The sequence below is a fragment of the Massilia sp. NP310 genome, from assembly GCF_019443485.1.
Lineage (GTDB): Bacteria > Pseudomonadota > Gammaproteobacteria > Burkholderiales > Burkholderiaceae_D > Telluria > Telluria timonae.
Genome location: NZ_CP080379.1, coordinates 3,116,196 through 3,139,501 on the forward strand (window position 1 = coordinate 3,116,196; position 23,306 = coordinate 3,139,501).

The following is a 23,306-nucleotide window of genomic DNA, read 5'->3' on the forward strand; positions in this document are numbered from 1 at the left end:
GACGCAACAAAACTTGACAATTCCGGAAGTTTTCTAAAAATCCATAATTTATCCTTACGATTCAATACCTTGGCGTTTCGAAAACGTTTCCAGCAGCGTTGCGTGCGTAACTAAACTACGTCGATATGTTTCTCGTTTGTTTCACAACAATATTTTTATTGCAAAGTGAACCGCCCTCGTCATAGCATCGCGTCTGTTTGACATTTCAAGGAAGCGGTCGATGACTGATCTAGCAAAACCAGGTTCCGGGCGAATGCCGCGGCAGATTCCCTACATCATTGCCAACGAAGGCTGCGAGCGCTTCAGCTTTTATGGGATGCGCAACATCCTGACGCCCTTCCTGATCACGACGCTCCTGATGTTCCTGCCGGAAGACATGCGCACCGGCGAAGCCAAGCACGTGTTCCACACCTTCGTGATCGGCGTGTACTTCTTCCCGCTGCTGGGCGGCTGGCTGGCCGACCGCTACTTCGGCAAGTACAACACGGTGTTCTGGCTCAGCCTCGTGTATTGCGCGGGCCACGCCTGCCTGGCCATCTTCGAGGACAACGTCAACGGCTTCTATTTCGGCCTGTTCCTGATCGCGCTCGGCTCGGGCGGCATCAAGCCGCTGGTGGCCTCCTTCGTCGGCGACCAGTTCGACCAGACCAACAAGGACAAGGCGAAGATCGTGTTCGACGCCTTCTACTGGATCATCAACTTCGGCTCGTTCTTCGCTTCGCTGCTGATGCCGGTGCTGCTGCGCGACTACGGTCCGGCCTGGGCCTTCGGCGTGCCCGGCATCCTGATGTTCATCGCCACCATGGTGTTCTGGAGCGGCAAGAAGAAATACGTGCACGTGCCGCCGGCGCCGCCGAATCCGCACTCCTTCATGCAGGTGGCCAAGACCGCCCTTCTGGCCAAGGAACCCGGCCAGGGCCGTCCGGGCCTGAACGTGGCCCTGATCGGCGCCGCGGGCGCCGTGGTCTCGCTGGCGATGTCGGTGCAGTGGGGCTTCGTGATCGGCGCCTGCACCGCGCTGGTGCTGCTGATGGCCTTCGGCGGCATCGGCGCCTCGATGCAGCTGGACCGCGCGCGCGGCATCCATCCGCAAGAGGCCGTGGACGGCGTGCGCGCCGTGCTGCGCATCCTGATCGTGTTCGCGCTGGTGACGCCGTTCTGGTCGCTGTTCGACCAGAAGGCCTCGACCTGGATCGTGCAGGCCAATGAAATGACGACGCAGGTCAGCTTCCTCGGCTGGACCTTCGACGTCATCCCGGCCCAGATGCAGGCCCTGAATCCGCTGCTGGTGATGATCCTGATCCCGGTGAACAACCTGCTCCTGTTCCCCCTGCTGCGTAAACTCGGCATCGAACCTTCGCCGCTGCGCCGCATGACCGCCGGCATCGTGCTGTCGGCCGCCGCCTGGATCGTGGTCGGCAACCTGCAGGTGGCGCTCGACGCCGGCGATCCGGTCTCGATCGCCTGGCAGATCGCGCCGTATGCGCTGCTGACCCTGGGCGAGGTGCTGGTCTCGGCGACCGGCCTCGAATTCGCCTACAGCCAGGCCCCGGCCTCGATGAAGGGTGTGATCATGGCCCTGTGGTACCTGGCCGTCACGGTCGGCAACCTGTGGGTGCTGATCGTGAACGCGAGCGTCAAGAACGAGTCGGTGGTGGGCTATATCGAAGGCACCGGCATGGGCGTGATGGCGGCGCAGATGTATTTCTTCGCCGGCTTCGCGCTGCTGTCGGCGCTGGTGTTCGGCTGGTATGCGACGCGCTACAAGATGGTCGACCATTATCGCGGCAACGCCGCGTAAATCGTGGGGTGGACGGCTCTGCCGTCCACGCGTCCAATCTCCCTCAAACCTGTCTATCCTGGCGGTGTGCTCCGGTCGCTTGAACGCGTGGACGGGGGACCCGTCCACCCTACATGAGCAAACTTCATCTCGCCCTCGTCGCGGCCTCACTCTCCACGACCGCCTATGCGGCCGTGCCTCTCGATACCTGCAACAGCGCCGGCTTCCAGGAAGTCCTGCAAGCCAATGGCGAACAGCTCGACGCGCGCGCCGTCTGGCTCGACAAGCGCCTGGTGCGCTGGCCCGGCGCCCCGCTCGATGGGCGCTTCCGCCTGTACCACTCCCCTGCCGCATCGATCAATGCCAAGGCCGGCGGCAAGGTCGCCGGCGCCGCCGGTTCGATCAAGCTCGACATCTCGCCCACCGCCGTCCCGCAAGCCGCAAGCGAGCGTTTCAAATGGGTCGCCACCGGTCCGACCCTGCGCGTGGCGGACGGCGACCTGTCGCGCCTGCCCGCCTTGCACCGCGAACAGCTGGTGCTGGTGCAGGAAGACGCGCGCGGCATGGTGGTCGCCGCCACCCGCATCCAGTCGGCCGGGGCGCTCGACGACCTGTACGCCGCCGCCGAAGCCATCCCCGACCTCGGCGCCACGCCAACCGCGAACCAGACCGGCTTCAAGCTGTGGGCGCCGACCGCGCGCCAGGTGGCGGTCTGCACCTATGACGGCCCGACGGCCAAGGCGAGCGCCGTGCACGCGATGCAGCTCGACGAGAAGACCGGCGCCTGGGCGACCAGCCTGCCGCGCGACCTGTCGGGCACGTATTACAAATACGCGGTCGACGTCGTCGTGCCCGGCGCCGGCCTGGTGCGCAACCTGGTCACCGATCCGTATTCGGTCAGCCTGAACGCGGATTCGAAGCGCAGCTACATCGCCGACCTCGATGCGCCGCACCTCAAGCCGCGCGGCTGGGACGACACCCGTCCGCCGGCCACGGTGCAGGCCCCGACCGACATGGTCATCTACGAGCTGCACGTGCGCGACTTCTCGCTGATCGACGAGACCGTGCCAGAGTCCAAGCGCGGCAAGTACACCGCCTTTTCCGAGACGAACTCGAACGGCATGAAGCACCTGCGCGCGCTGGCGCAAGCCGGCCTGACCGACGTGCACCTGCTGCCGGTGTACGACATCGGCAGCATCCCGGAAGTGGGTTGCGCGATGCCGCAACCGTCCGGCGCGCCGGACGGCGAAAGCCAGCAGGCATTGATCGGCAAGACCGCGCATACCGACTGCTTCAACTGGGGCTACGACCCGCAGCACTTCAACGCGGTCGAGGGCAGCTACGCCAGCGACCCGCAGGATGGCGCGCGCCGCATCGTCGAGTTCCGCGAGATGGTGATGAACCTGCACAATGCCGGCCTGCGGGTCGGCACGGACGTGGTCTACAACCACACCTTCATCGCCGGCCAGGAAGAAAAATCGATCCTCGACCGCGTGGTGCCGGGCTACTACCACCGCCTGGATGCGCGAGGCGCCATCGAGACCTCGACCTGCTGCTTCAACACGGCCACCGAGAACACGATGATGGCCAAGCTGATGATCGACTCGTCGGTGCTCTGGACCCGCCACTACAAGATCGATTCCTACCGCTTCGACCTGATGGGCCACCAGCCGCGCGCGGCGATGGAACGCCTGCAGAAAGAGGTGAACGAGGCCGCCGGCCGCCACGTGCAGCTGATCGGCGAAGGCTGGAACTTCGGCGAGGTTGCCGACGGCGCGCGCTTCGTGCAGGCCTCGCAGCTGTCGCTGAACGGCACCGGCATCGGCACCTTCAGCGATCGCGCGCGCGACGCCGTGCGCGGCGGCTCACCGGGCGACTCGGGCGAGATCGTCGTCCGCCAGCAGGGCTATATCAACGGCCTGGCGTACGACCCGAATGCACTGGGCGGCGACGCCAAGCCCGATGCCCTGCTGCGCGCGGCCGACCTGATCCGCGTCGGCCTGGCCGGCTCGGTGCGGAGTTTCCCGATGCAGACCTTCGACGGCAAGGTGCGCCAGCTGCAGGACATCGTCTACGGCGGCAACCAGCCGGCCGGCTATGCCAGCCAGCCGGCCGAGGCCGTGAACTACGTCGAGAACCATGACAACCAGACCCTGTACGACATCAACGCGCTCAAGCTGCCAGTGGCGACCAGCGCTGCCGAGCGCGCGCGGGTGCAGGCGCTGGGCATGGCGATCAACGCCTTCAGCCAGGGCGTGGCCTATTACCACGCCGGCATCGACGTGCTGCGCTCGAAATCCCTGGACCGCAACAGCTTCAATTCGGGCGACTGGTTCAACCGTCTCGACTGGACCTACCGGGACAACTTCTTCGGCACCGGCCTGCCGCCCGCCGCCGACAACGCGAAGGACTGGCCGCTGTTCAAGCCGCTGCTGGCCAACGCGGCCCTGAAGCCGGCCCCTGGCGACATCGCGTTCGCGCGCGACGCCTTCCGCGACCTGCTGCAAATCCGCGCCAGCTCCACGCTGCTGCGCCTGCGCAGCGCGGAAGACATCAATGCCCGCCTGCGTTTCTTCAACACCGGCCCGCAGCAGGTGCCGACCGTGCTCGCGGCCTGGATCGACGGCCAGGGCTATCCCGGCGCGAACTTCGCCGGCCTGGGCTACCTGGTGAACGTGGACAAGAAGGCGCACACCATCGACGCCGCGCTCCTGCGCGGCAAGAAGCTGCGCCTGCATCCGGTGCATGCCGCAAGCGGCGCGGCGGACCAGCGCGCGCGCGAGGCGCGCTTCGACAGCGCCCGCGGGACCTTCACGGTGCCGGCGCGCACGGCCGTGGTGTTCGTGGAGTAGGGTCAGGCGGCGGCGAGCGCCAGCGTGTCGGCCAGCCGGGCGATGGCGAAGGTGTTGCGGCCCCTTCCCTTGGCCTCGTACAACGCGCCGTCGGCCAGCTCGCTGATCGCCTGCGCCGTGACGCCGGGCGCGTCGGCCAGGCCGACGCCGATGGTGACGCCCACGGGAATCGCATGGCTACCGACCACGAACGGCGCTTCCATCGCCTGCATGATCTTCTTGGCCACCAGCTCGACGTCGCGCGGCGAGCCGACTTCGTCGAGCAGCACCGTGAATTCGTCGCCGGCCAGGCGCGCCACCAGGTCGGAGCTGCGCACCACATTGCGCACGCGGCGCGCGAACTCCACCAGCACCATGTCGCCCACCGCGTGGCCGTGGCTGTCGTTGATGCGCTTGAAGTGGTCGATGTCCAGGTACAGCAGGGCGAAGGCGCGCTCGCGCTGCGGCGCGCGCTGCACCGCCGCCTGCAGCGCCAGCTCGAACTGGCGCCGGTTCGGGATGCCAGTCAGCGCATCGGTATGCGCCAGCGCATGCAGGTTACGCTCGTGCATGCGCGCCGCGGTGGCGTCGGTGGTGAGGATGTAGACGCCGACCACCTTGCCGTCGCGCAGGTGCGGCAGGAAGGTCGAGTGCACGATGCGGATGTGCTTCTTGCGCACGATGTCGTGCTCACACTGCGAGGCCTTGCCTTCCAAGGCATCCTTCAGCGCTTCCTGCTGCTGCAACCAGTATTCTTCGCCGAAGGCCTCGACCATGGTCTGCCCGACCACCTGCTCAGGCGCCTTGCCCAGCCAGGACTGGTGCACCGCGTTGGCGAACACATAGCGGTGGTCCTGGTCGAGATGCGCGATCAGCACCGGCAGGTTGTCGGTGATCGTGCGCAGCCGCTCCTCGCTCTCGACCAGCCGGTCCCTCGACGCCTTCAGCTCGGTGACATCCTTCATCGCCACCACCGCGCCCAGGGTCTTGCCCTGGGCATTGCGCAGCGGCCGGCCGCTGGCCATCAGGGTGCAGGGCGAGCGGCCGTGCGGCGCGATCACCATCGCGCCGTCGCGCACCACCTCGCCCTTGAGCGCGCGCACCAGCGGCACCTCGTCCATCTCCATCGGCGTGCGGCCGTCGGCGTGGTGCAGCGAGTAGTACTGCGACCATTCGCTCGGCGCCACCGCCTTCAGGTCGCGGCCGTGGAAGTCGCGCGCGCTGCGGTTGAACAGCGTCAGGTTGCCGATGGCGTCGCAGGCGACCACCCCGACGTCGATCGATTCCAGCACCGCGTCCAGCAGTTCCTGTTTCTCTTCCAGCTGCAGGCGGATGCGCATGGACTCGGCCATCCGCTCTTCCAGCTCGGCGGTGCGGGCGGCGATGCGGGCTTCGAGTTCGGTGTTGAGCGACTTGAGCGCCTGCTCGGCGAGCATGCGCGCCATCACCGCCTTCATGTGATTCAGTTCGACTTCGACCAGTCCGGCCAGGTCCTTCAGCACCTGGCGCTCCTCGATGCTGAAGACGCGCGGCGCGCGGTCGATGATGCACAGCGTGCCGACCGCCTGGCCATCGCTGTAGACCGGCTGCCCGGCATAGAAACGGATATGCGGTTCGCCCGTCACCAGGACGTTGTCGGCGAAGCGCGGATCTCGTGCGGCATCCTCCACCACCAGCATGTCGCGCGCCTGCACGGTGTGGCTGCAGAACGAGATCGAGCGCGGCGTCTCCTGCGGTTCAAGACCGGTGCGCGACTTGAACCACTGCCGGTCGGCGTCGATCAGCGAGACGAGCGCGATCGGCACGCCGAAGGTCATCGCGGCGAGCCGCGTGTAGCGGTCGAAGCGGGTCTCGGGAGGCGTGTCGAGGATTTCAAGCTCGGCCAGCGCGGCAAGGCGGGCCTGTTCGTTGTTGGCGTAGGTGACGATGATGGTGCTCTTCCAAATACCGGTTCGGGGGCGGCGGGTCGAGGCCGGGACAATGCGGGGACGCCAGGGATGAGGGCGTCCACCGCCGAATCTTACATTGGGTTCCTAGTGGAAACTACTGTTTCCGAAGAGAGCGTTGCGTGGCGTAGACGCTTTTACGTACTCGCCGCCCGCCAGTCAATACGATGCGCTGCCGAGCGCATGACAGCATACAAATTAATGTTTCCGCATGGCATTAACAGCCCCCCGTCCAGTGGCTGGATCGTCGGTGAAAATCGCGTCCACACCGGCCTCCAGGTAGGCGCGGATCTCGCCCGCAGCATCGCCGCGCTGGCTGGGCGAATCGGTGGGCGCGGCGCGCAACCCGGCCGGCAAGAAGGGATTCTCGGGCCGCATGGTCCACACGTGGATCGCCAGCCCGGCGCCGCGCGCCTCCCGGACGAAGCGGGTCGGCGTGCCCAGTGCGCCGCCCGCGTCGCGCGGAATCACGATGGTCTTGTACGGCGCCACCACGTCGGCATAGCGCGCGATGGCGCGCAGTCCGTCCGGCGTGATCATGTCGGCATAGGTCAGGCCGCTGCCGGCGGCGACCGCATCGTGCGGGGCGCCGTCAGCGGCCACCAGCTGCACCAGGCGGTAGCCGGCCATCGCGTGCAGTTCCTTCAGGTTGCCGGTTTCGAAAGACTGGATGAACACGGCCGCATCCCGGCCGCGGTAGCCGTTCGCCGCCAGCACGTCCACCAGGCGGCGCTCGAGCGGCAGGCCGATCGACTTGAAGTAGCTCGGGTGCTTCAGCTCCGGGACCAGGCCGATGGTCTTGTTGCGCGCGCGGCTCTCGCCGTCGACCAGGTCGATGATCTCCTGCAGGGTCGGGATCGCATGCTGGTCATCGTACCTCGTGTTGGCGGGCCGGTTGGCGGGAATGCGCTCGCGTGCGCGCAGCTGTTTCAGTTCGGCGAGCGTGAAGTCTTCGGTGAACCAGCCGCTGACCGCCACGCCGTCGATGGTCTTGCTGGTCTTGCGTGCGGCGAACCGCGCCAGCTCGGCGACGTTGGTGGTGCCCGAGATCTCGTTCTCGTGACGCGCCACCAGCACGCCGTCGCGGGTGGCGACCAGGTCGGGCTCGACGCTGTCGGCGCCGTCCTCGATCGCCTTGCGGTAGGCGGCCAGCGTGTGCTCGGGCCGCAGGGCCGAGGCGCCGCGGTGGGCGATGACGCTGGGCGAAGGGGGCCAGGACTGGCCGGGGTTCTTCAGGTCGTGGCTGGCGCAGCCGCTGGCCAGCAGCGCGACGAATGCGCAGCCGAGGATGCGCGAGGATGGCGGGTGCCGCATGGGCTGTCTCCGGTTGCCGGACTTGTCCGCATTGTCGCGGCGCGCCGTGACAGTGGCATGACAGCGTGGCATGACGCCGCCGGTCAGATATCGAGGTGCGAGATCAGGAGCCGGCGCTGCTCGATGTCGTTCTGGCTGCCCTGGCTGCCCTGGCTGCCCTCCCCCTGCGCGCCCAGCGAGATCCCGACCGACATGATGTCGATCAGCAGCAGCTGCAGGATGCGCGAGATCATCGACAGGAAGGTGGTGCTGTCCTCGCTGTGGTCGACCGCCAGGCACACGCTGGCCTTCTTCGCCAGCGGCGACTTGCTGCTGGTGATGGCGATGACGTCGGCGCCTTGCGCGCGCGCCGTGTCGACCGCCTCCAGCAGGTCGGGCAGCTGGCCGCCGGTGGAGATCGCGATCACCACGTCGCCCGGCCCCAGCAGGCCGGCGGCCAGGTTGAGCAGGTGCGAGTCGCCGTACAGCGCGGCCGGGATGCGGAAGCGGAAGAACTTGTGCTGGCCGTCCAGCGCCACCGCGCGCGAATTGCCCATCGCGTAGAACTCGACCCGGCGCGCGCGCCGCAGCAGTTCGATCGCGCGGTCGATCGCATGCACGTCGAGCGCGTCGCGGAACTTCAGGATCGCCGACACCGTGTTGTCGATCACCTTCGCCGACAGGTCATGGGTGCTGTCGGTGACGCGCACCTGGCTGTGGCGCACCGGGATGGTGCCGGTCAGGCTGCCGGCGAACTTGAGCTTGAATTCGGCCAGGCCCTGGAAGCCCAGCGAGCGGCAGAAGCGGATCACGGTCGGCTGGCTCACGTCGGCCAGGCGCGCGATCTCGGCGATCGGTTCGGACAGCACCTTGCGCGGATGGTCGACCACCAGGCTGGCCACGCGCTGCTCGGCCGGCGACAGTTCGTGGCGCAGCTGCTGCACGCGGTCCATCAGCGTGTTGGCGCCGCTGCGCCCGCGCAGGTGTTCCGACAGGATCGCCGAGACGCCGTACAGGGCCGGGTTCGGCGTCATGATGACGAAGGTCGGGATCTGGGCGATGTAGTCGGTGAAGCGGCCCTTGGCCTCGAAGCGGGCGCGGAACGGCGACGTGGCGAACCATTCGCCCATGCGCGGCACGATGCCGCCGCCGATGAAGATGCCGCCGAAGGCGCCCAGCGTCACCGCCAGGTTGGCGGCGGCGCTGCCCAGCATGCCAGCGAAGGTTTCCAGCACCTCCAGGCACAGGGCGTCGCCGGCGTCCAGCGCGCCGCCCATGATCTCGGCGGTGCTGCGCGCCGGAGCTTCCACACCGTTTCTTTGCGCCAGCGCGCGGTAGATCAGTTCGATGCCGGGACCGGAAATCAGGCGCTCGTTCGAGACGTGCTTCCATTCGCGCCAGGCATACTGCAGGATCGCGAATTCGCGCTCGTCGCTCGGCGCGAAGTTGACGTGGCCGCCCTCGCTGCCCAGGGTCACGAAGCCGTCGATGGTCGGGATCACGCCCGACACGCCCAGGCCGGTGCCGGGACCGAGCACGCCCGACACCGCGTGCGTCTGCGCCTGCCCGCCGCCGACCTGCAGCAGGTCTTTCGGCTGGAAGCCGGGCAGCGCCATCGCCAGCGCCGTGAAGTCGTTCACGATCAGGAGCGTCGACAGGCCCAGCGCGCGGCGCACCTCGTCGGTCGAGAACTGCCAGTCGCGGTTGGTCATGCGGATGAAATCGCCGCTGATCGGATTGGCCAGCGCGAAAGCCGCGTGGCTGATGCGCTGGTTCGGATGCTCGGCCAGGTAGGCGTTCAGCAGCGGGACGATGCCGTCGTAGTCGTCGCAGCGCAGCACGCTCACCTGGGAGAGGACCCCGGGCGCGGTCTCGAGACCGAAGCGCGCATGGGTGGCGCCGATGTCGGCCAGCAGGCGCGGACCGTCGGCGAAGGCCGCGCGCGCGGGTTTCAGTTTGGTGTCTGGGTCAACGGTCATCGTGCAAGGATACCATTGAACGAATTGCAAGAGAATGGGGCCGGCGCCGGCTCCCGCAGCGCCGGCCCAACGACAATCAGCGCACCAGTCCGTCGACCAGCGCCTTGTGGAACTTCACCGGATCCTGCATCTGCGGCGCATGCCCCATCTCCGGGAAAGTCACCAGCTTCGCGCCGGGAATCGCCTCCTTCGTCTTCTGCGCCAGCACCGTGTAGTTCCCGAGCTTCGGACGGATCGCGGCCGGCGCCGCGTCCTTGCCGATCGCGGTGGTGTCCTTCAGGCCCATCAACAGGAAGGTCGGCACCTTGATGAGCGGGAACTCGTAGACCACCGGCTGCGTATAGATCATGTCGTAGATCAGCGCCGAATTCCAGGCCACGATCTCCTTGCCCTTGCCGCGGTACATACCGACCAGCATCTGCACCCACACCTCGTACTCCGGCTTCCACTGGCCGTTGTAGTAGGTGGTGCGCTCGTATTCGCGCACGCGCTCGGCCGAGGTCTTCAGCTCGCGCTCGTACCACTTGTCCACGCCCAGCGACGGCACGCCGAGGTTCTTCCAGTCTTCCAGGCCGATCGGGTTGATCATCACCAGCTGGTCGGTCAGCTCCGGATACATCAGCGCATAGCGCGTGGCCAGCATGCCGCCGGTCGAGTGGCCGATGACGATCGCCTTCTTCACGCCGATCGATTCGAGCAGCTTGCGGGTGTTGTCGGCCAGCTGCTGGAAGGTGTACTGGTAATGCTGCGGCTTGGTCGACTTGCAGAAGCCGACCTGGTCGGGCACCACGACGCGGTAGCCGGCCTGGGTCAGGGCCTTGGTGGTGCCGTCCCAGGTCGCGCCGCAGAAGTTCTTGCCGTGCATGAGCACCACGGTGCGGCCGTTCGGCTTGACCGGCCTGACGTCCATATAGGTCATCTGGAGATCGACGCCCTGGGACTTGAAGCGGTATTGCTGCGTCGGTTCGGGATAGGTGAACTCTTCCAGCTCGGGACCGTAGACCGGCTCGGACGCGGCTTGGGCGAAGGCCTGGGCCGGCAGCAGCGCGAGGGCGAGACCCGCTCCCGCGACGGCACGGGCGATACGTGTAAAGACTGGCATGGCAATCTGTGCAAAGTTGACGGAACCACCAGTCTAACCCGGATCGCCACCGATTCGATATGCAGAAACTCAGGCCAGCAAGGCGCGCATTTCGGGCACCGACAGCGGCGCGTCCTGCGCTTCCTGGAAGCGGCCCAGGATGCGCTCGATCGCCTGCACCGGCTGCGCGCGGCTGAAGTACCAGCCCTGCACGCAGTGCACGCCGCGCTCGGCCAGCCAGGACAGGTCGGCCTCGTCCTCCAGGCCTTCGCACAGCAGCTCGGCGTCGAACACGGCGGCGATGCCCTGGATCAGGGCGAACACGCCGGCGGTGCGGGCGTCGCTCGCCACGCCGTGCACGAAGCGGCGGTCGGCCTTGAGCCGGTCGAAGGGGAAGCTGGTGAGCGCGTCCAGGTTCGAGTAGCCGGTGCCGAAGTCGTCGACCGCGACCCGCACCCCGAGCGCGCGCAGCGCCGAGATGCGCTGGTGCAGCAGCGTCGGCGAGTCGAGCAGCTGGCTCTCGGTGACCTCGAATTCGAGCAGCTCGCCCGGCACGCCGGTGGCCTCGAGGATCTCGGCCAGGCGCGCGAAGACCTGGGTGTGCATCAGCGAGGCGCGCGAGAAGTTCAGCGCCACCGGCGGCGTCGCCAGTCCGCGCGCGCGCCAGGCCATCAGGTCGCGGCAGACCAGGTCCAGCACGTGCATGTCGAGCTCGAAGATGCGGCCCGAACTCTCTGCCTGGGGCACGAACATCCCCGGGCCCACCAGGCCGTAGGCCGGATGGCGCCAGCGCACCAGGGCCTCCAGCCCGATCAGGCGTCCATGAGCCACGTCGACCTGGGGCTGGTAATGCACCTCGAGGCGGCCGAAACGCAGCGCGCCGCGCATGGCTTCGCGCAACTCGTACCGCAGGCGCGCGCGCGCCATCAGCGCCGCATCGTACTCGTGCACGACGCTGGCGCCCTGCTGCTGGCGGATCGAGGACATCGCGATGTCGGCGGCATCCAGCAAGCCGTCGGCGCTTTCCTCGCACGGCAAGGCCTGGCGCCGGATGCCGATGCGCGCATGCAGGGTGTGCATGCAGCCCGGCTCCACCTCGAAGGGCTGGTCGATGGCGGCGCACAGGCGCGCGAGATGGGCGTCGATCTCCTCGGGGCGCGCGAGCAGGGCGAACGCGAACTGGTCGGCGCCGAGGTGGCCGAGCAGCGCGCCGTCGGCCCAGTCCTCGATGCGCTTGCCCATCAGGCGCAGGATGCGGTCGCCCGTCTCGCGCCGGAACAGGTCATTCACCTGGCGAAAGCCGATCAGGTCGACCATGCCGACGGTGACCAGCGCGCCCTCTTCTTCCAGCAGCAGGCGTTGCAGGTGGTGCAGGAACACCGCGCGGTTGAACATGCCGGTGACCGGATCGCAGTAGCGCAGTTCGAGCAGGTCGGCCGCGATCCGTCCCAGCAGCCGCAACTGGGCGGCCTGGGCGACGTCGAGCGTGCGCGCGCTGGCGCTCATCACCCACAGGTTGCCCAGCAGGTGCTCGCTCTCGCCGCGCAGCGGAACGGCGGCGTAGTGACGGCAGCGCGGCGGCTCGGCCACCAGCGGATTGGCCGCGAAGCGCGGATCGAGGCTGGCGTCAGGCACCTCGAACCAGTCGCCCCCGACGTCCAGGGCGCGGTCGCAGAACGACCCTTCGCGCGGAAGGAAGCTGCCCTGGATGCCGATGTGCGACGGCAGCCAGATGCGCGACTTGAACATCAGGCTGATGCCGCCGATCTCGGCGCCGCTGGCCTGCACGGCCAGGCGGGTGATGTAGTCGAGCTTGGGGTCGGGCGATTCGGTCAGGACTTCGTCGCCGTCCTCGCCGCCCAGCGCATGCAGGCCCGGTTGCGGCGCGACGTTCTTCACCTCCAGGCGCGCCCGCCCCCGCACCAGGCGATAAATCATTCTTGCTCTGCTCATGCTGCGCATGTTCTCTCCCCTCTCGCGTCGGTCGGCATTGACGCGCTGCGGCCGCACGCTCATCGGCGGCTGGTCCGCAAAACATGAATGTATTAGCAGCTTAGCAGTGTTCGCTCAGAGGCAGCGCGGCGCGGCCGGGAATTCCGCGCGGCAGGAAATCATGCGGGTCGCATGACATGGGATAGCAAATTGGCGCACGGCGCACAGTCGCCGCCGTGCGCCGCGATGCCAACATCAGTCCTGGGCGATCAGCGCCACCGGAGCGGCGGTGTCGAAGCGCACCTTGCCGCCCTTGACCACGGCGGTCTTGCCGGTGTACCAGTCGCGCACCGTGGCGCCGTCGTGGAACACGCCGCCGACCTGGATCGTGGCCGGCTGGCCTCCTGGCAGGTCGAGCGCCACCACCACGCGGTCGCTCACGCCATTCTTTTCCCAGGTGCGCTTGAAGGTGTACGGGCTATGGCTGATCATCTGGTGCGCACCTGCGCCGACCGCCGGGTGGGCGGCGCGGAAGCGTCCCAGGCGCGCCCAGTGCGCGCGGATGTCGGCCACGCGGTGCATGCCACGTTCCGCGTTCGATTTCAGCTCGTCCCAGTTCATGAACGAACGCAGGGTGGCGTCGCCCTCGGCGCCTTCGACGCGCAGGATGCGCGCGGTCTCGTCGCCGTAGTAGATCTGGGCGGCGCCCGGCGCCAGCAGCAGCTTGTTGGCCGATTCGAACGGGCGCTCGCGCAGCGGATCGAAGGGACTGCCGTCGTCGTGCGAGCTGATGTAGTTCAGGACCGAATAGCCCTTCATCTCGCCTTGCAGGATCCTCGAATAATCCGAGAAGATCTTTTCGTAAGGCTGCCTGGCGTCGCTGCGCAGGCTGAAGCTGATCATGCTGTCGAAGCCCTGATCCAGGTAATCGACGACCTCGCCGCCGCCCAGGTCGAACTTGCGCGCGTGCTTGATCTCGTAGTTGTAGACCTCGGACACCATCCAGAACTTGTCTTCGCCCAGGCGCTGCTTCGGATTGGCGCGCTTCCAGTCCTCGAAGGCGAGGCTGGCTTCCTGCTTGAGTTCCTTCCACAGTCCGGGCTCGGTATGCTTGACGGTGTCGGCGCGGAAGCCGTCGATGCCGTACTTGCGCACCCAGTCCGCATGCCACTTCATCAGGTAGTAGCGCGGCGCGCGCGGATAGCCGGTGCGCTTGAAGAAGTCGTCCAGTTCCTTGACTTCGCGCTCGTAGCGCCCTTCCTTCTTCCATTTCGCCGCCAGCTGCGGCGGCAGCTCGACGTTGGCATTGCTACCGGTGAGGAAGTCCGGCAGGTTCGCCACCAGCGTGCAATCCATCGTGGTGCGCGCGTCCTTGTAGGTGCACTGCGGGCCGGTGCGCACCCACGCTGCCGGCCACACCGGATCCTGCTTCGTCACCGGCCCGGTGTGGTTCATCACCACGTCGAACACGATGCGGATGCCGTTCGCGTGCGCCGTGTCGACCAGCTCCTTGAGCTCGGCCTCGGTGCCGAAGGCCGCGTCCAGCGCGGTGAAGTCCTTCGCCCAGTAGCCGTGGAAGCCGTAGCTCTTGCCGGTGCCCTCGTCGGTCGAGCCGTGGATCTGCTCGACGACCGGCGTGAACCAGATCGCGTTCACGCCCAGGTCGTTGAAATACCCTTCCTTGATCTTCGCCGTGATGCCGGCGATGTCGCCGCCCATGAAGCCGCGCATCGTCGCGGCATCGTCCTTGCGGCCATACGCCTTGTCGTTGGCCGGATTGCCGTTGTTGAAGCGGTCCGTCAGCAGGAAGTAGACGGTCGCGTTCTCCCAGACGAAGGGTTTGCCGGCAGGCGCTTTCGTTTGTGCGATGGCGGACGAGACGGACGACAGCGCGCCGAAGGCGATCAGCATGGAGGCGGCAAGGACGGGTAATTTCATGCGGTTTCCTGTAGGTGGGTGGGTGTCAGGTGATGACGGTGGGTTCGTTGCGGCCGGTGCGCCGGCGCAGGCCGGACACGCTCTCGGCAACGGCGATCAAGCCCTGCAAGGCTTGCTGGGTGTCCAGGTCGTGGCGCGCCGGATCGGCCTCGTAGCGCTCGAGATAGAGACGGACGGTGGCGCCTTCGGTGCCGGTGCCGGACAGGCGGAACACGATGCGCGAACCGTCGCTCATGATGATGCGCACGCCCTGCCCCGTGGAGCACGAGTTGTCGACCGGGTCGTTGTATTCGAAGTCGTCGGCCTGGGCCACGTGATGGCCGTCGAGCGTCTGGCCCGCCAGCTCCGGCAGGCGCGCGCGCAGCGCATCCATCATGGCGGTTGCCGCCGAGGCCTCGACCGCCTCGTAATCGTGGCGCGAATAATAGTTGCGGCCGAAGCGGGCCCAGTGCGCGCGCAGGATCTCCCCGACCGACTGGCGCCGAACGGCCAGCAGGTTGAGCCAGAACAGCACGGCCCACAGGCCATCCTTCTCACGGATGTGGATGGAGCCGGTGCCATAGCTCTCCTCGCCGCACAGGGTGGCGAGGTTGGCGTCCATCAGGTTGCCGAAGTACTTCCAGCCGGTGGGCGTCTCGAAGCAGGAGATGCCGAGCGCCTCGGCCACGCGGTCGGCCGCTTGTGAAGTCGGCATCGAGCGCGCGATGCCGGTAATGCCGTCCGCGTAGCCCGGCGCCACGGTGGCGTTGGCGGCGATGATGGCCAGGCTGTCCGACGGCGTGACGGCGATGCCGCGGCCAACGATCATGTTGCGGTCGCCGTCGCCGTCGGAGGCGGCGCCGAAGTCGGGCGCATCCGGCGCCGCCATCGCCGCGACCAGGTCGGCGGCATTGACCGGGTTCGGATCGGGATGGCCGCCGCCGAAGTCAGGCAGCGGCTGGCCATTGACCACGGTGCCGGCGGGCGCGCCCAGGATGTCCTCGAGCACCGCCCTGGCATACGGCCCCGAGACCGCGTGCATGGCGTCGAAGCGCATCCGGAAGCCGCTGGCGAACAGCGCGCGGATCGCATCGAAGTCGAACAGGCGGCCCATCAGCTCGGCGTAGTCGGCGACCGGATCGATCACCTCGATGGTCATGTTCTCGATGCGGGTCGTGCCCAGCCGGTCGAGGTCCACGGCCGGCGCATCAACGATGCGGTACTGCGTCAGCGCCCTGGTGTGCTCGTAGATCGCGTCGGTGATCTTCTCGGGCGCCGGGCCGCCGTTCTCGATGTTGTACTTGATGCCGAAGTCGCCATCCGGCCCGCCCGGGTTGTGGCTGGCCGAGAGCACGATGCCGCCATGACAGGCGTGCTTGCGGATCACGCAGCTCACGGCCGGCGTCGACAGGATGCCGCCGCGGCCCACCAGCACCTTCTCGACGCCGTGCGCGGCGGCCATGCGCAGGATGGTCTGGATCGCCTCGCGATTGAAATAGCGGCCGTCGCCGCCCACCACCAGGTGACGGCACTTGCCTTCGCCCAGGGTCAGGAAGATGGATTCGACAAAATTCTCGAGGTAGCCGGGCTGCTGGAACTCGGTCACCTTCTTGCGCAGGCCCGAGGTGCCGGGACGCTGCCCGGCGAACGGGGTGGTCGCGACGGTCTGGATGGTCATGCTGTGCTCCTGTCTGGGTAAGTTTGCGCTCACATAGTCACCCCGACCAGGACTGGTCAGGGCGAATATGTTAGTAAAACATTACGATACGACAGCCGCAAAAATGACGGCGCGCGTGGGCGGGTGGTTGGCGGAATCCGCCTGGATCAGGCCTTCGAGACCGGCGCCGCCTTGTCGGTGACGAACAGGGTCAGGAGCGCCGCGACCAGCATGCAGCCGCCGCCCAGCACCAGGGTCAGCACCGCATGGCCGTCGAACAGGTGCTTGGTGATGCTGCCCAGCAGCAGGCCGCTGACGATCTGCGGGATCACGACGAAGAAGTTGAACAGGCCCATGAAGTAACCCATGCGCTTGGCCGGCAACGCACCGGCCAGGATCGCGTACGGCATGGTCAGGATCGAGGCCCAGGCGATGCCGATGCCGATCATCGGCAGCACCAGCATCTGTTTGTCGGTGATCAGGAACATGCTGGCCAGCGACAGTCCGCCGATGACCAGGCAGGTCGCGTGCACGATCTTGCGCGAGGTGGCGCGGGCAAACACCGGCAGGATGAAGGCGGCCAGCGCCGACACGCCGCTGTATACCGCGAACATGATGCCGACCCAGTTGCCGGCGTCCTGGTAGGCGCTCGATTGCGCATCCGTGGTGCCGTAGACGTTGTCGGCGATCGCGGTGCCGGTATAGATCCACATCGCGAACAGCGCGATCCAGGTGAAGAACTGCACGAAGGCCAGCTGCACCATGGTGCGCGGCATCTTGCCGAAGCCGCCCAGGATCTCGACGAACATCGTGCCCACGCCGCGCGAGGCCTTGCGCTCCCTGTGGAAGGCGTCCATGTCGGGCGGCGGCAGTTCGTCGGCGAACAGCACGGTCCAGCTCACGGCCAGGAAGAACACCAGGCCGCCGGCGTAGAACGAGTAGCGCACGGTGTCCGGGATCACGCCGCCGACGGCGGCGTTGGACACGCCCATGCTCTCGAAGAAGGTCGGCAGCAGCGAGGCGATGACGGCGCCGCAGCCGATGAAGAAGGTCTGCATCGCGTAGCCCGCGGTCTGCTGGGCCGGGTCGAGCTTGTCGCCCACGAAGGCGCGGAACGGCTCCATCGACACGTTGATGGCCGCGTCCATCATCCACAATACGGCAACCGCCATCCACAGCGCGGTGGAGTTAGGCATCAGGAACAGCGCGATCGCCGCCAGCACGGCGCCGATGAAGAAGAAGGGACGGCGGCGGCCCCATTTCGGGTGCCAGGTATTGTCGCTCAGGTAGCCGATGATGGGCTGGACCAGCAGGCCCGTGACCGGCGCCGCCAGCCAGTACAGGGCCAGGTTGTCGGGATCGGCGCCAAGGGTGGCGAAGATGCGGCTGGTATTGGCGTTCTGCAGCGCGAAGCCGAACTGGATGCCGAAGAAACCAAAGCTCATGTTCCACAGCTGCCAGAACGACAGGCGCGGCTTCCCCACGGTCGATTGCATATCCATTGTGTGTCCCCAATCTGGCCCGGCAAACGGGCTTCTCTCGTGTGTGATTGCACGGCCGCTCGCTAAAAGCGTGCCGTCAGTGCCTTGTGCAGGATGCGGTGCGAGGCCGGAAGGGACGAAAAAGGACGACTACAGTCCGGCCAGCGTATCTGTAGCAAAATAACATGGTGGTTTCTGAGTGTCAATCGTGGTGTCCTCATAGTGAGGACACCACGACAACTCAGCATCAGGGAAGAATTTTGTAGTCAAACAACAGCGAGCGCGATTGTTCGACTACATGGTTACGCCTGACCTTTGCGATGCGGCTTCTTCGCGGTCGGCTTTTCACCCAGGCGACGCTCGACGCCCTTCGCGGCATATGGCTTCTTGGCCGGCGGCGTAGCCGGGGTTTCGCCGTCGCGCGTGATGGCCAGCTGGCGGCCCGCGACCCAGATGGTCTTCAGGTGCTCGACCAGGTCCTTGGGCATATCGTCCGGCAGATCCAGGGTCGAGTAATCGTCATAGATCTCGATGCGGCCGATATGCTTGGACGGGATATTGGCTTCGTTGGCGATCGCGCCGACGATATTGCCCGGCTTGGCGCCATGGGCGAAGCCGACTTCGATGCGGAAGGTGGCCATGCCCGGCTCGGGATCGCGCATCACGCGCTCTTTCTTGAAGCCAGGCTCGCGTGCGGGACGCGCCGGACGCTCTTCCCAGTCGCCGCGCGGCGCACGCGGCGCGCGTTCCTGGGCGCCGCCACCGAACTCGCGCTGCGACGGCACGAACTCGGGACGCGCTTCGCGATCAGGCTTGGTCAGCAGCAGCGGCTCGTCGCCGCGCGCCAGCTTGGCCAGCGCGGCCGCGATATCGATCGCCGGCACATTGTCGTCGCGCTCGATGTCTTCGATCAGCGAACGGAACACGTCCAGGCCACCCTCGGCCAGCGTGGTGCGGATCTGGTCCTTGAAGCGGGTAATGCGCACTTCATTGACCGCCTTGATGGTCGGCAGCTCGAGCGGCGAGACCGGCTGGCGGGTAGCGCGCTCGATGGCTTTCAACAGGCCGCGCTCGCGCGGGGTGATGAACAGGATCGCGTCGCCGCTGCGCCCTGCCCGGCCGGTGCGGCCGATGCGGTGCGTGTAGCTCTCTGGATCGGACGGCACGTCGTAGTTGATCACGTGGCTGATGCGTTCGACGTCGAGGCCGCGCGCCGCGACGTCGGTCGCCACCAGGATGTCGATCTTGCCGTTCTTGAGCTGCTCGATGGTGCGCTCGCGCTGTTGCTGGGCCATATCGCCATTGATGGCGGTGGCCGCGAAGCCGCGCGCCTGCAGCTTGGTCGCCAGTTCCTCGGTGCCCAGCTTGGTGCGCGCGAAGATGATCATGCCGTCGAACGGCTCGGCCTCGAGGATGCGGGTCAGCGCGTCGAGCTTGTGCATGCCGGCCACCAGCCAGTAGCGCTGCTTGATATTGTCGGCGGTGCCGGTCTTGGCGGCCACGGTGACCTCGGCCGGATCGCGCAGATAGGTTTTGGCGATGCGCTTGATCGCCGGCGGCATGGTGGCCGAGAACAGCGTGGTCTGGCGGCCTTCCGGGGTTTGCTGCAGGATCTGCTCGACGTCGTCGATGAAGCCCATGCGCAGCATTTCGTCGGCTTCGTCCAGCACCAGGGTGGTCAGCTGCGACAGGTCGAGCGAGCCCTTCTCGATGTGGTCGATGACGCGGCCCGGAGTGCCGACGACGACGTGCACGCCGCGGCGCAGGCTCGACAGCTGCGGACCATAGCTCTGGCCACCGTAGATCGGCAGCACGTGGAAGCCCTTGATGTGGGCGGCGTAGCTCTGGAAGGCCTCGGCGACCTGAATCGCCAGTTCACGCGTCGGCGCCAGCACCAGCGCTTGCGGAGCGGTTTTCTTGACGTCGATATTCGACAGGATCGGCAGCGCGAAGGCCGCGGTCTTGCCGGTCCCGGTCTGGGCCTGCCCCAACACGTCGCGCCCTTCCAGCAGCAAAGGAATGGTGGCAGCCTGGATCGGCGACGGCGTTTCGTAGCCGACGTCTTTCAATGCTTTCAGAACAGGCGCCGAAAGATTGAGGTCGGAAAACGATGGGATTGGGGTGTCAGACATAAAGGAGTTGCTCTTAAATAAGTAGAAACGAAAGCGATAGTTTACACCGTCGCCCCGCGCAAGGCGCTAAATAGGGCGCTGCGTGGACTAAACAGGCGTGGATTATGAGGCAAAACCACAGAATCCGAAAAAAACAAAAAGCCCTTGCAGGCGAAACCTGCAAGGGCTGGCAGACGCCGCGCTGGGCGGCGTGCCGTTCAACCAGTGTATTGCTTACAGCTTGTAGTTCAGGCCGAGCAGCATCTGGCGGCCATACTTGCTGTAGCCGCGCGGACGGTCTTCGGTGCCGGCGTAGCTGCGGAAGGCGGTGTCGGTCAGGTTATTCACCTGGAACAGCACCGACAGGCCTTCGATCTGCTTGAAGTCGTAACCCAGTTGCAGGTCGACCACTTTATCAGCTTTCACGTAGGTCAGCTCGGTTGCGCCGCCGATGCCGCCGATTTCACCCACGAAGTCGCTGCGGTAGCGCTGGCTGACGCGGGCCGAGAAACCGTCTTTCTCGTAGTAGGCGGTGACGTTGAACACGCGCTTGGACAGGCCCGGCAGCGGGATCCCGAGGCTGCCGAAGCGCTGGTCGACGATCGAGATCTCGCTGTTGGTGAACGAGGCGTTGGCGGTGATGCCGAAGCCGTCCAGCATCGGGTGGATCATGTCCAGCGGGGTCGAGGCCGCGAACTCCAGGCCCTTCAGGGTGCCGCCTTCGCCGTTCATCGGCTGGGTCATGGTGCCGATATTGGTCAGGGCGCCCTGCAGGTTGAACTCCGAGAAGTCACGCGGCACGGTCACGCTGTAGATATACGAGGACAGGTCCTTGTAGAAGCCGGCGGCCGAGATGTAGCCCTTGTTGCCAAAGTATTTTTCGTACGACAGGTCGACCTGCTTGGCGCGCCATGGATCGAGCTGGGCGTTGCCGCCGTTGCCCCATGGGGTGCCGGTGGTCTGCGCGGTCAGGCCGACTTCCAGCGCGGCGTTCAGCTGGTTCAGCTTGGCGCGCGCCAGGGTCTTGCCGGCGCCGAAGCGGATGAACTGCTGGTCCGGCAGGCTCCAGGCCAGGTTCACGCTCGGCAGGTAGTCGGTGTATTTCTTGCCGTCGGTCAGCGGCACCAGGTCGGCGAACGGCCAGGCGCGCAGCGTGTTCGCGGTCGAGCTCTGGTCGGTGTCGATCACCTGGATGCCGATGTTGCCGCGCAGCGGCATCGACATCAGTTCGGTGTCGATGTTCAGCTTGGCGTAGCCGGTCTTGACCTTTTCTTCGATCGACCAGTTCTTGGTCGCGCCCCATGGCACCAGGACCGATGGGGTGAACGGACCGAAGTTATTCGCCAGCACCGCGTCGATGTCCCAGCTCAGCGCATTCTGCAGCGCGTACAGGTCCTGCACACCGTTGAGCACGCCCGGCGCGAAGGTGCCGTCACCCAGCTTGGTGAAGCCGGTTTCCAGGTGTTCCTTCTCCTTCTCGCGCTTGGAGTGGTTGTAGCCGACTTCCAGGCTGCTGAACGGACCGTCGGAGAACTTGCGCTCGAGGCTGACACGGAACGACGTCATCTTGTCGGTCATGTTCGGGGCGTTGACATAGCCGTCGCCGAACTGGCCGCCGATGGCGATCTGCGACGGATCGTCGTACACGCCCGACAGCGACAGTTGCGGAATGGTGCCGCCGTTGTAGCTGTAGTCCAGGGTCTGGCGCACGGCGCGGCCGGCGTTGATCTCGATCAGCTCTTCCTTGTGGTCAGCCTTCGAGCGGCTGATGTCGATGATGCCGACCCAGTCGCCGCTGCTGTAGCGGTTGTTCCAGCCGAAGGCGGTCAGCTTGTCGTCGCGCGTCATGCGGTTGTTGCGCACGACCGGATTGACGTTGTTGGCGGTGCCGGCGATCGCGGTGCCGTTGACCACGGTCGCGTTCGAGAAGCGCACTTCGCCGTCGTCCTTCAGCGGCATTTCGATGCCGCGGCGGATTTCTTCCTGGTCGAAGCGCGAATGATAGACGTCGAAGGTCGAGCTGAAGTTGCGGTTCGGACGCCATTCCAGCACACCCATCAGGCCGTCGCGCACCTGGTCGCCGGTGGTGGCCATCGACTTCATGCCCTTTGGCACTTTGACGGTCGAGCCCGGCACGACGTTGGTGTCGTCCACCCAGTCCCAGGTCTCGAACTGCTGGTGCACGTTCGGCTTGTCCTGGCGCGCATAGCCGATCGCCACGCCGAGCGTGCGGTTGGCGAACTGGTCGATGTAGGAAGCGCTGATGCGGCTGCCGGTGTCCGGCGAACCGGCGCTGATCGAGCCTTTCGAATTCTTTTCGCCGCGCACGTTGACGGTGATGACGCGCTCGCGCAGCGACAGCGGCTTGATGGTCTGCAGGTCGACCGTGCCCGACAGGCCCTGGCCGATCACGGCCGCGTCGCCGGTCTTGTACACGGTGACGGCGCTGATCAGTTCCGACGGGTACTGGTCGTATTCGACGGTGCGGTCCGAGCTGGTGGTGACCTGCTCGCGGCCGTTCAGCAGCGCGGTCGACAGGTCGCCCGAGGTGCCGCGGATGCTGATCGACTGGGCCTGGCCGTTGACGCGCTGGGCCGACAGGCCCGGCAGGCGGGCCAGCGATTCGGCGATCGACACGTCCGGCAGCTTGCCGATGTCTTCCGAAGAGATGGCTTCGACGATGCCGGTCGATTCACGCTTGACGGCGATCGCATCTTCGATCGCGCGGCGGATGCCGGTCACGGTCACGGTGGTCACCGGCGCATCCGGGTTCAGGTTGGCGGTCTCACCGGTGCTGGCGGTTTGCGCGTGGGCGCTGCCGGCCAGGACGGTGACGAAGATGGCGCAGCCGGCGGCAACCGGGCTCAGCTGGAATGCGGCACGCTTGGTGGCGATGTTTTTCATGTGTCCCCTCAGATAGAACGATGTATTCCCGAAAACAGCCCGTCGGCCGGCCGGGATCGGCTTTTTGCGACAAAATCAACGTTGGCCGGGATTCTGTATTAAAACTAGATGCACTGTCAACGGGAGTTACTTGTAGCAATGATCATGGCACGTTTTTGCCTAACAGGCCGTAAATCCAAGGTTTTTCCGTTGTTTATGAGCTACATGGCAATTCATCGATTCTGTAGTCGCGCTACAAATGCCCTAAAAACCAGCATGGAATTGCCACAATGCACCATCGTGGTGCATATCTCGTAGTAAATCATTCAGATCGTTTGGATTGCTGGTGGAACACTGAAAATTTGCTACAAATAGAAGGTTGACTGTCGGCCCGGGCTGGATGCAGACGAAAAAA

Annotated in this window: 12 protein-coding genes; 2 read left to right on the plus strand and 10 right to left on the minus strand. The window is 66.1% G+C overall.

Translation table 11 applies throughout. The features are described 5' to 3' along the window. Positions 1-253 precede the first annotated feature (253 nt). Both KY496_RS13785 and KY496_RS13790 read left to right on the plus strand, forming a co-directional pair. A complete protein-coding gene (locus tag KY496_RS13785) occupies positions 254-1,801 on the plus strand; it encodes an oligopeptide:H+ symporter (RefSeq protein ID WP_085986704.1) in 1,548 nt (515 codons plus the stop codon). Positions 1,802-1,914: 113 nt separating this feature from the next. Then, positions 1,915-4,632 (plus strand): alpha-1,6-glucosidase domain-containing protein, encoded by a 2,718-nt coding sequence (locus tag KY496_RS13790; protein ID WP_219861114.1) that lies wholly within the window; start codon positions 1,915-1,917, stop codon positions 4,630-4,632. Positions 4,633-4,634: 2 nt separating this feature from the next. Here KY496_RS13790 and KY496_RS13795 read toward each other — a convergent pair whose 3' ends face one another. The 10 genes from KY496_RS13795 to KY496_RS13840 all read right to left on the minus strand — a co-directional run bounded on the left by KY496_RS13795 (position 4,635) and on the right by KY496_RS13840 (position 22,912). Next, positions 4,635-6,593: a diguanylate cyclase domain-containing protein gene (locus tag KY496_RS13795; RefSeq protein WP_307729071.1), complete on the minus strand. Its 1,959-nt coding sequence runs from the start codon at positions 6,591-6,593 to the stop codon at positions 4,635-4,637. 162 nt (positions 6,594-6,755) lie between these two features. Further along, positions 6,756-7,871, minus strand: coding sequence for a glycerophosphodiester phosphodiesterase (locus KY496_RS13800; protein WP_219861118.1), 1,116 nt, complete (start codon positions 7,869-7,871; stop codon positions 6,756-6,758). Between the two features lie 83 nt (positions 7,872-7,954). Further along, positions 7,955-9,829, minus strand: a complete 1,875-nt coding sequence (locus tag KY496_RS13805; protein WP_005665642.1) for a glucokinase — start codon at positions 9,827-9,829, stop codon at positions 7,955-7,957. 76 nt (positions 9,830-9,905) lie between these two features. Further along, entirely contained in the window at positions 9,906-10,931 is a 1,026-nt protein-coding gene (locus KY496_RS13810; RefSeq protein WP_005665641.1) for an alpha/beta fold hydrolase, read from the minus strand. A 69-nt stretch (positions 10,932-11,000) separates the two neighbouring features. Further along, the gene (locus tag KY496_RS13815) at positions 11,001-12,848 is read right to left on the minus strand and encodes a bifunctional diguanylate cyclase/phosphodiesterase (RefSeq protein ID WP_229520274.1); all 1,848 of its coding nucleotides are present in this window, start codon (positions 12,846-12,848) and stop codon (positions 11,001-11,003) included. Between the two features lie 249 nt (positions 12,849-13,097). After that, complete coding sequence (locus KY496_RS13820; RefSeq protein ID WP_005665639.1) at positions 13,098-14,780, minus strand: alpha-amylase family glycosyl hydrolase; 1,683 nt, start codon at positions 14,778-14,780, stop codon at positions 13,098-13,100. A gap of 25 nt (positions 14,781-14,805) precedes the next feature. After that, complete coding sequence (locus KY496_RS13825) at positions 14,806-16,437, minus strand: alpha-D-glucose phosphate-specific phosphoglucomutase (RefSeq protein WP_219861122.1); 1,632 nt, start codon at positions 16,435-16,437, stop codon at positions 14,806-14,808. Positions 16,438-16,583: 146 nt separating this feature from the next. After that, a complete protein-coding gene (locus KY496_RS13830) occupies positions 16,584-17,918 on the minus strand; it encodes an MFS transporter (RefSeq protein ID WP_005665636.1) in 1,335 nt (444 codons plus the stop codon). A 281-nt stretch (positions 17,919-18,199) separates the two neighbouring features. Continuing rightward, on the minus strand, positions 18,200-20,029 hold the full coding sequence (locus KY496_RS13835) for a DEAD/DEAH box helicase (RefSeq protein WP_005665634.1): 1,830 nt from the start codon (positions 20,027-20,029) through the stop codon (positions 18,200-18,202). Positions 20,030-20,242: 213 nt separating this feature from the next. Continuing rightward, positions 20,243-22,912, minus strand: coding sequence for a TonB-dependent receptor (locus KY496_RS13840; protein ID WP_005665632.1), 2,670 nt, complete (start codon positions 22,910-22,912; stop codon positions 20,243-20,245). Positions 22,913-23,306: the final 394 nt, after the last annotated feature.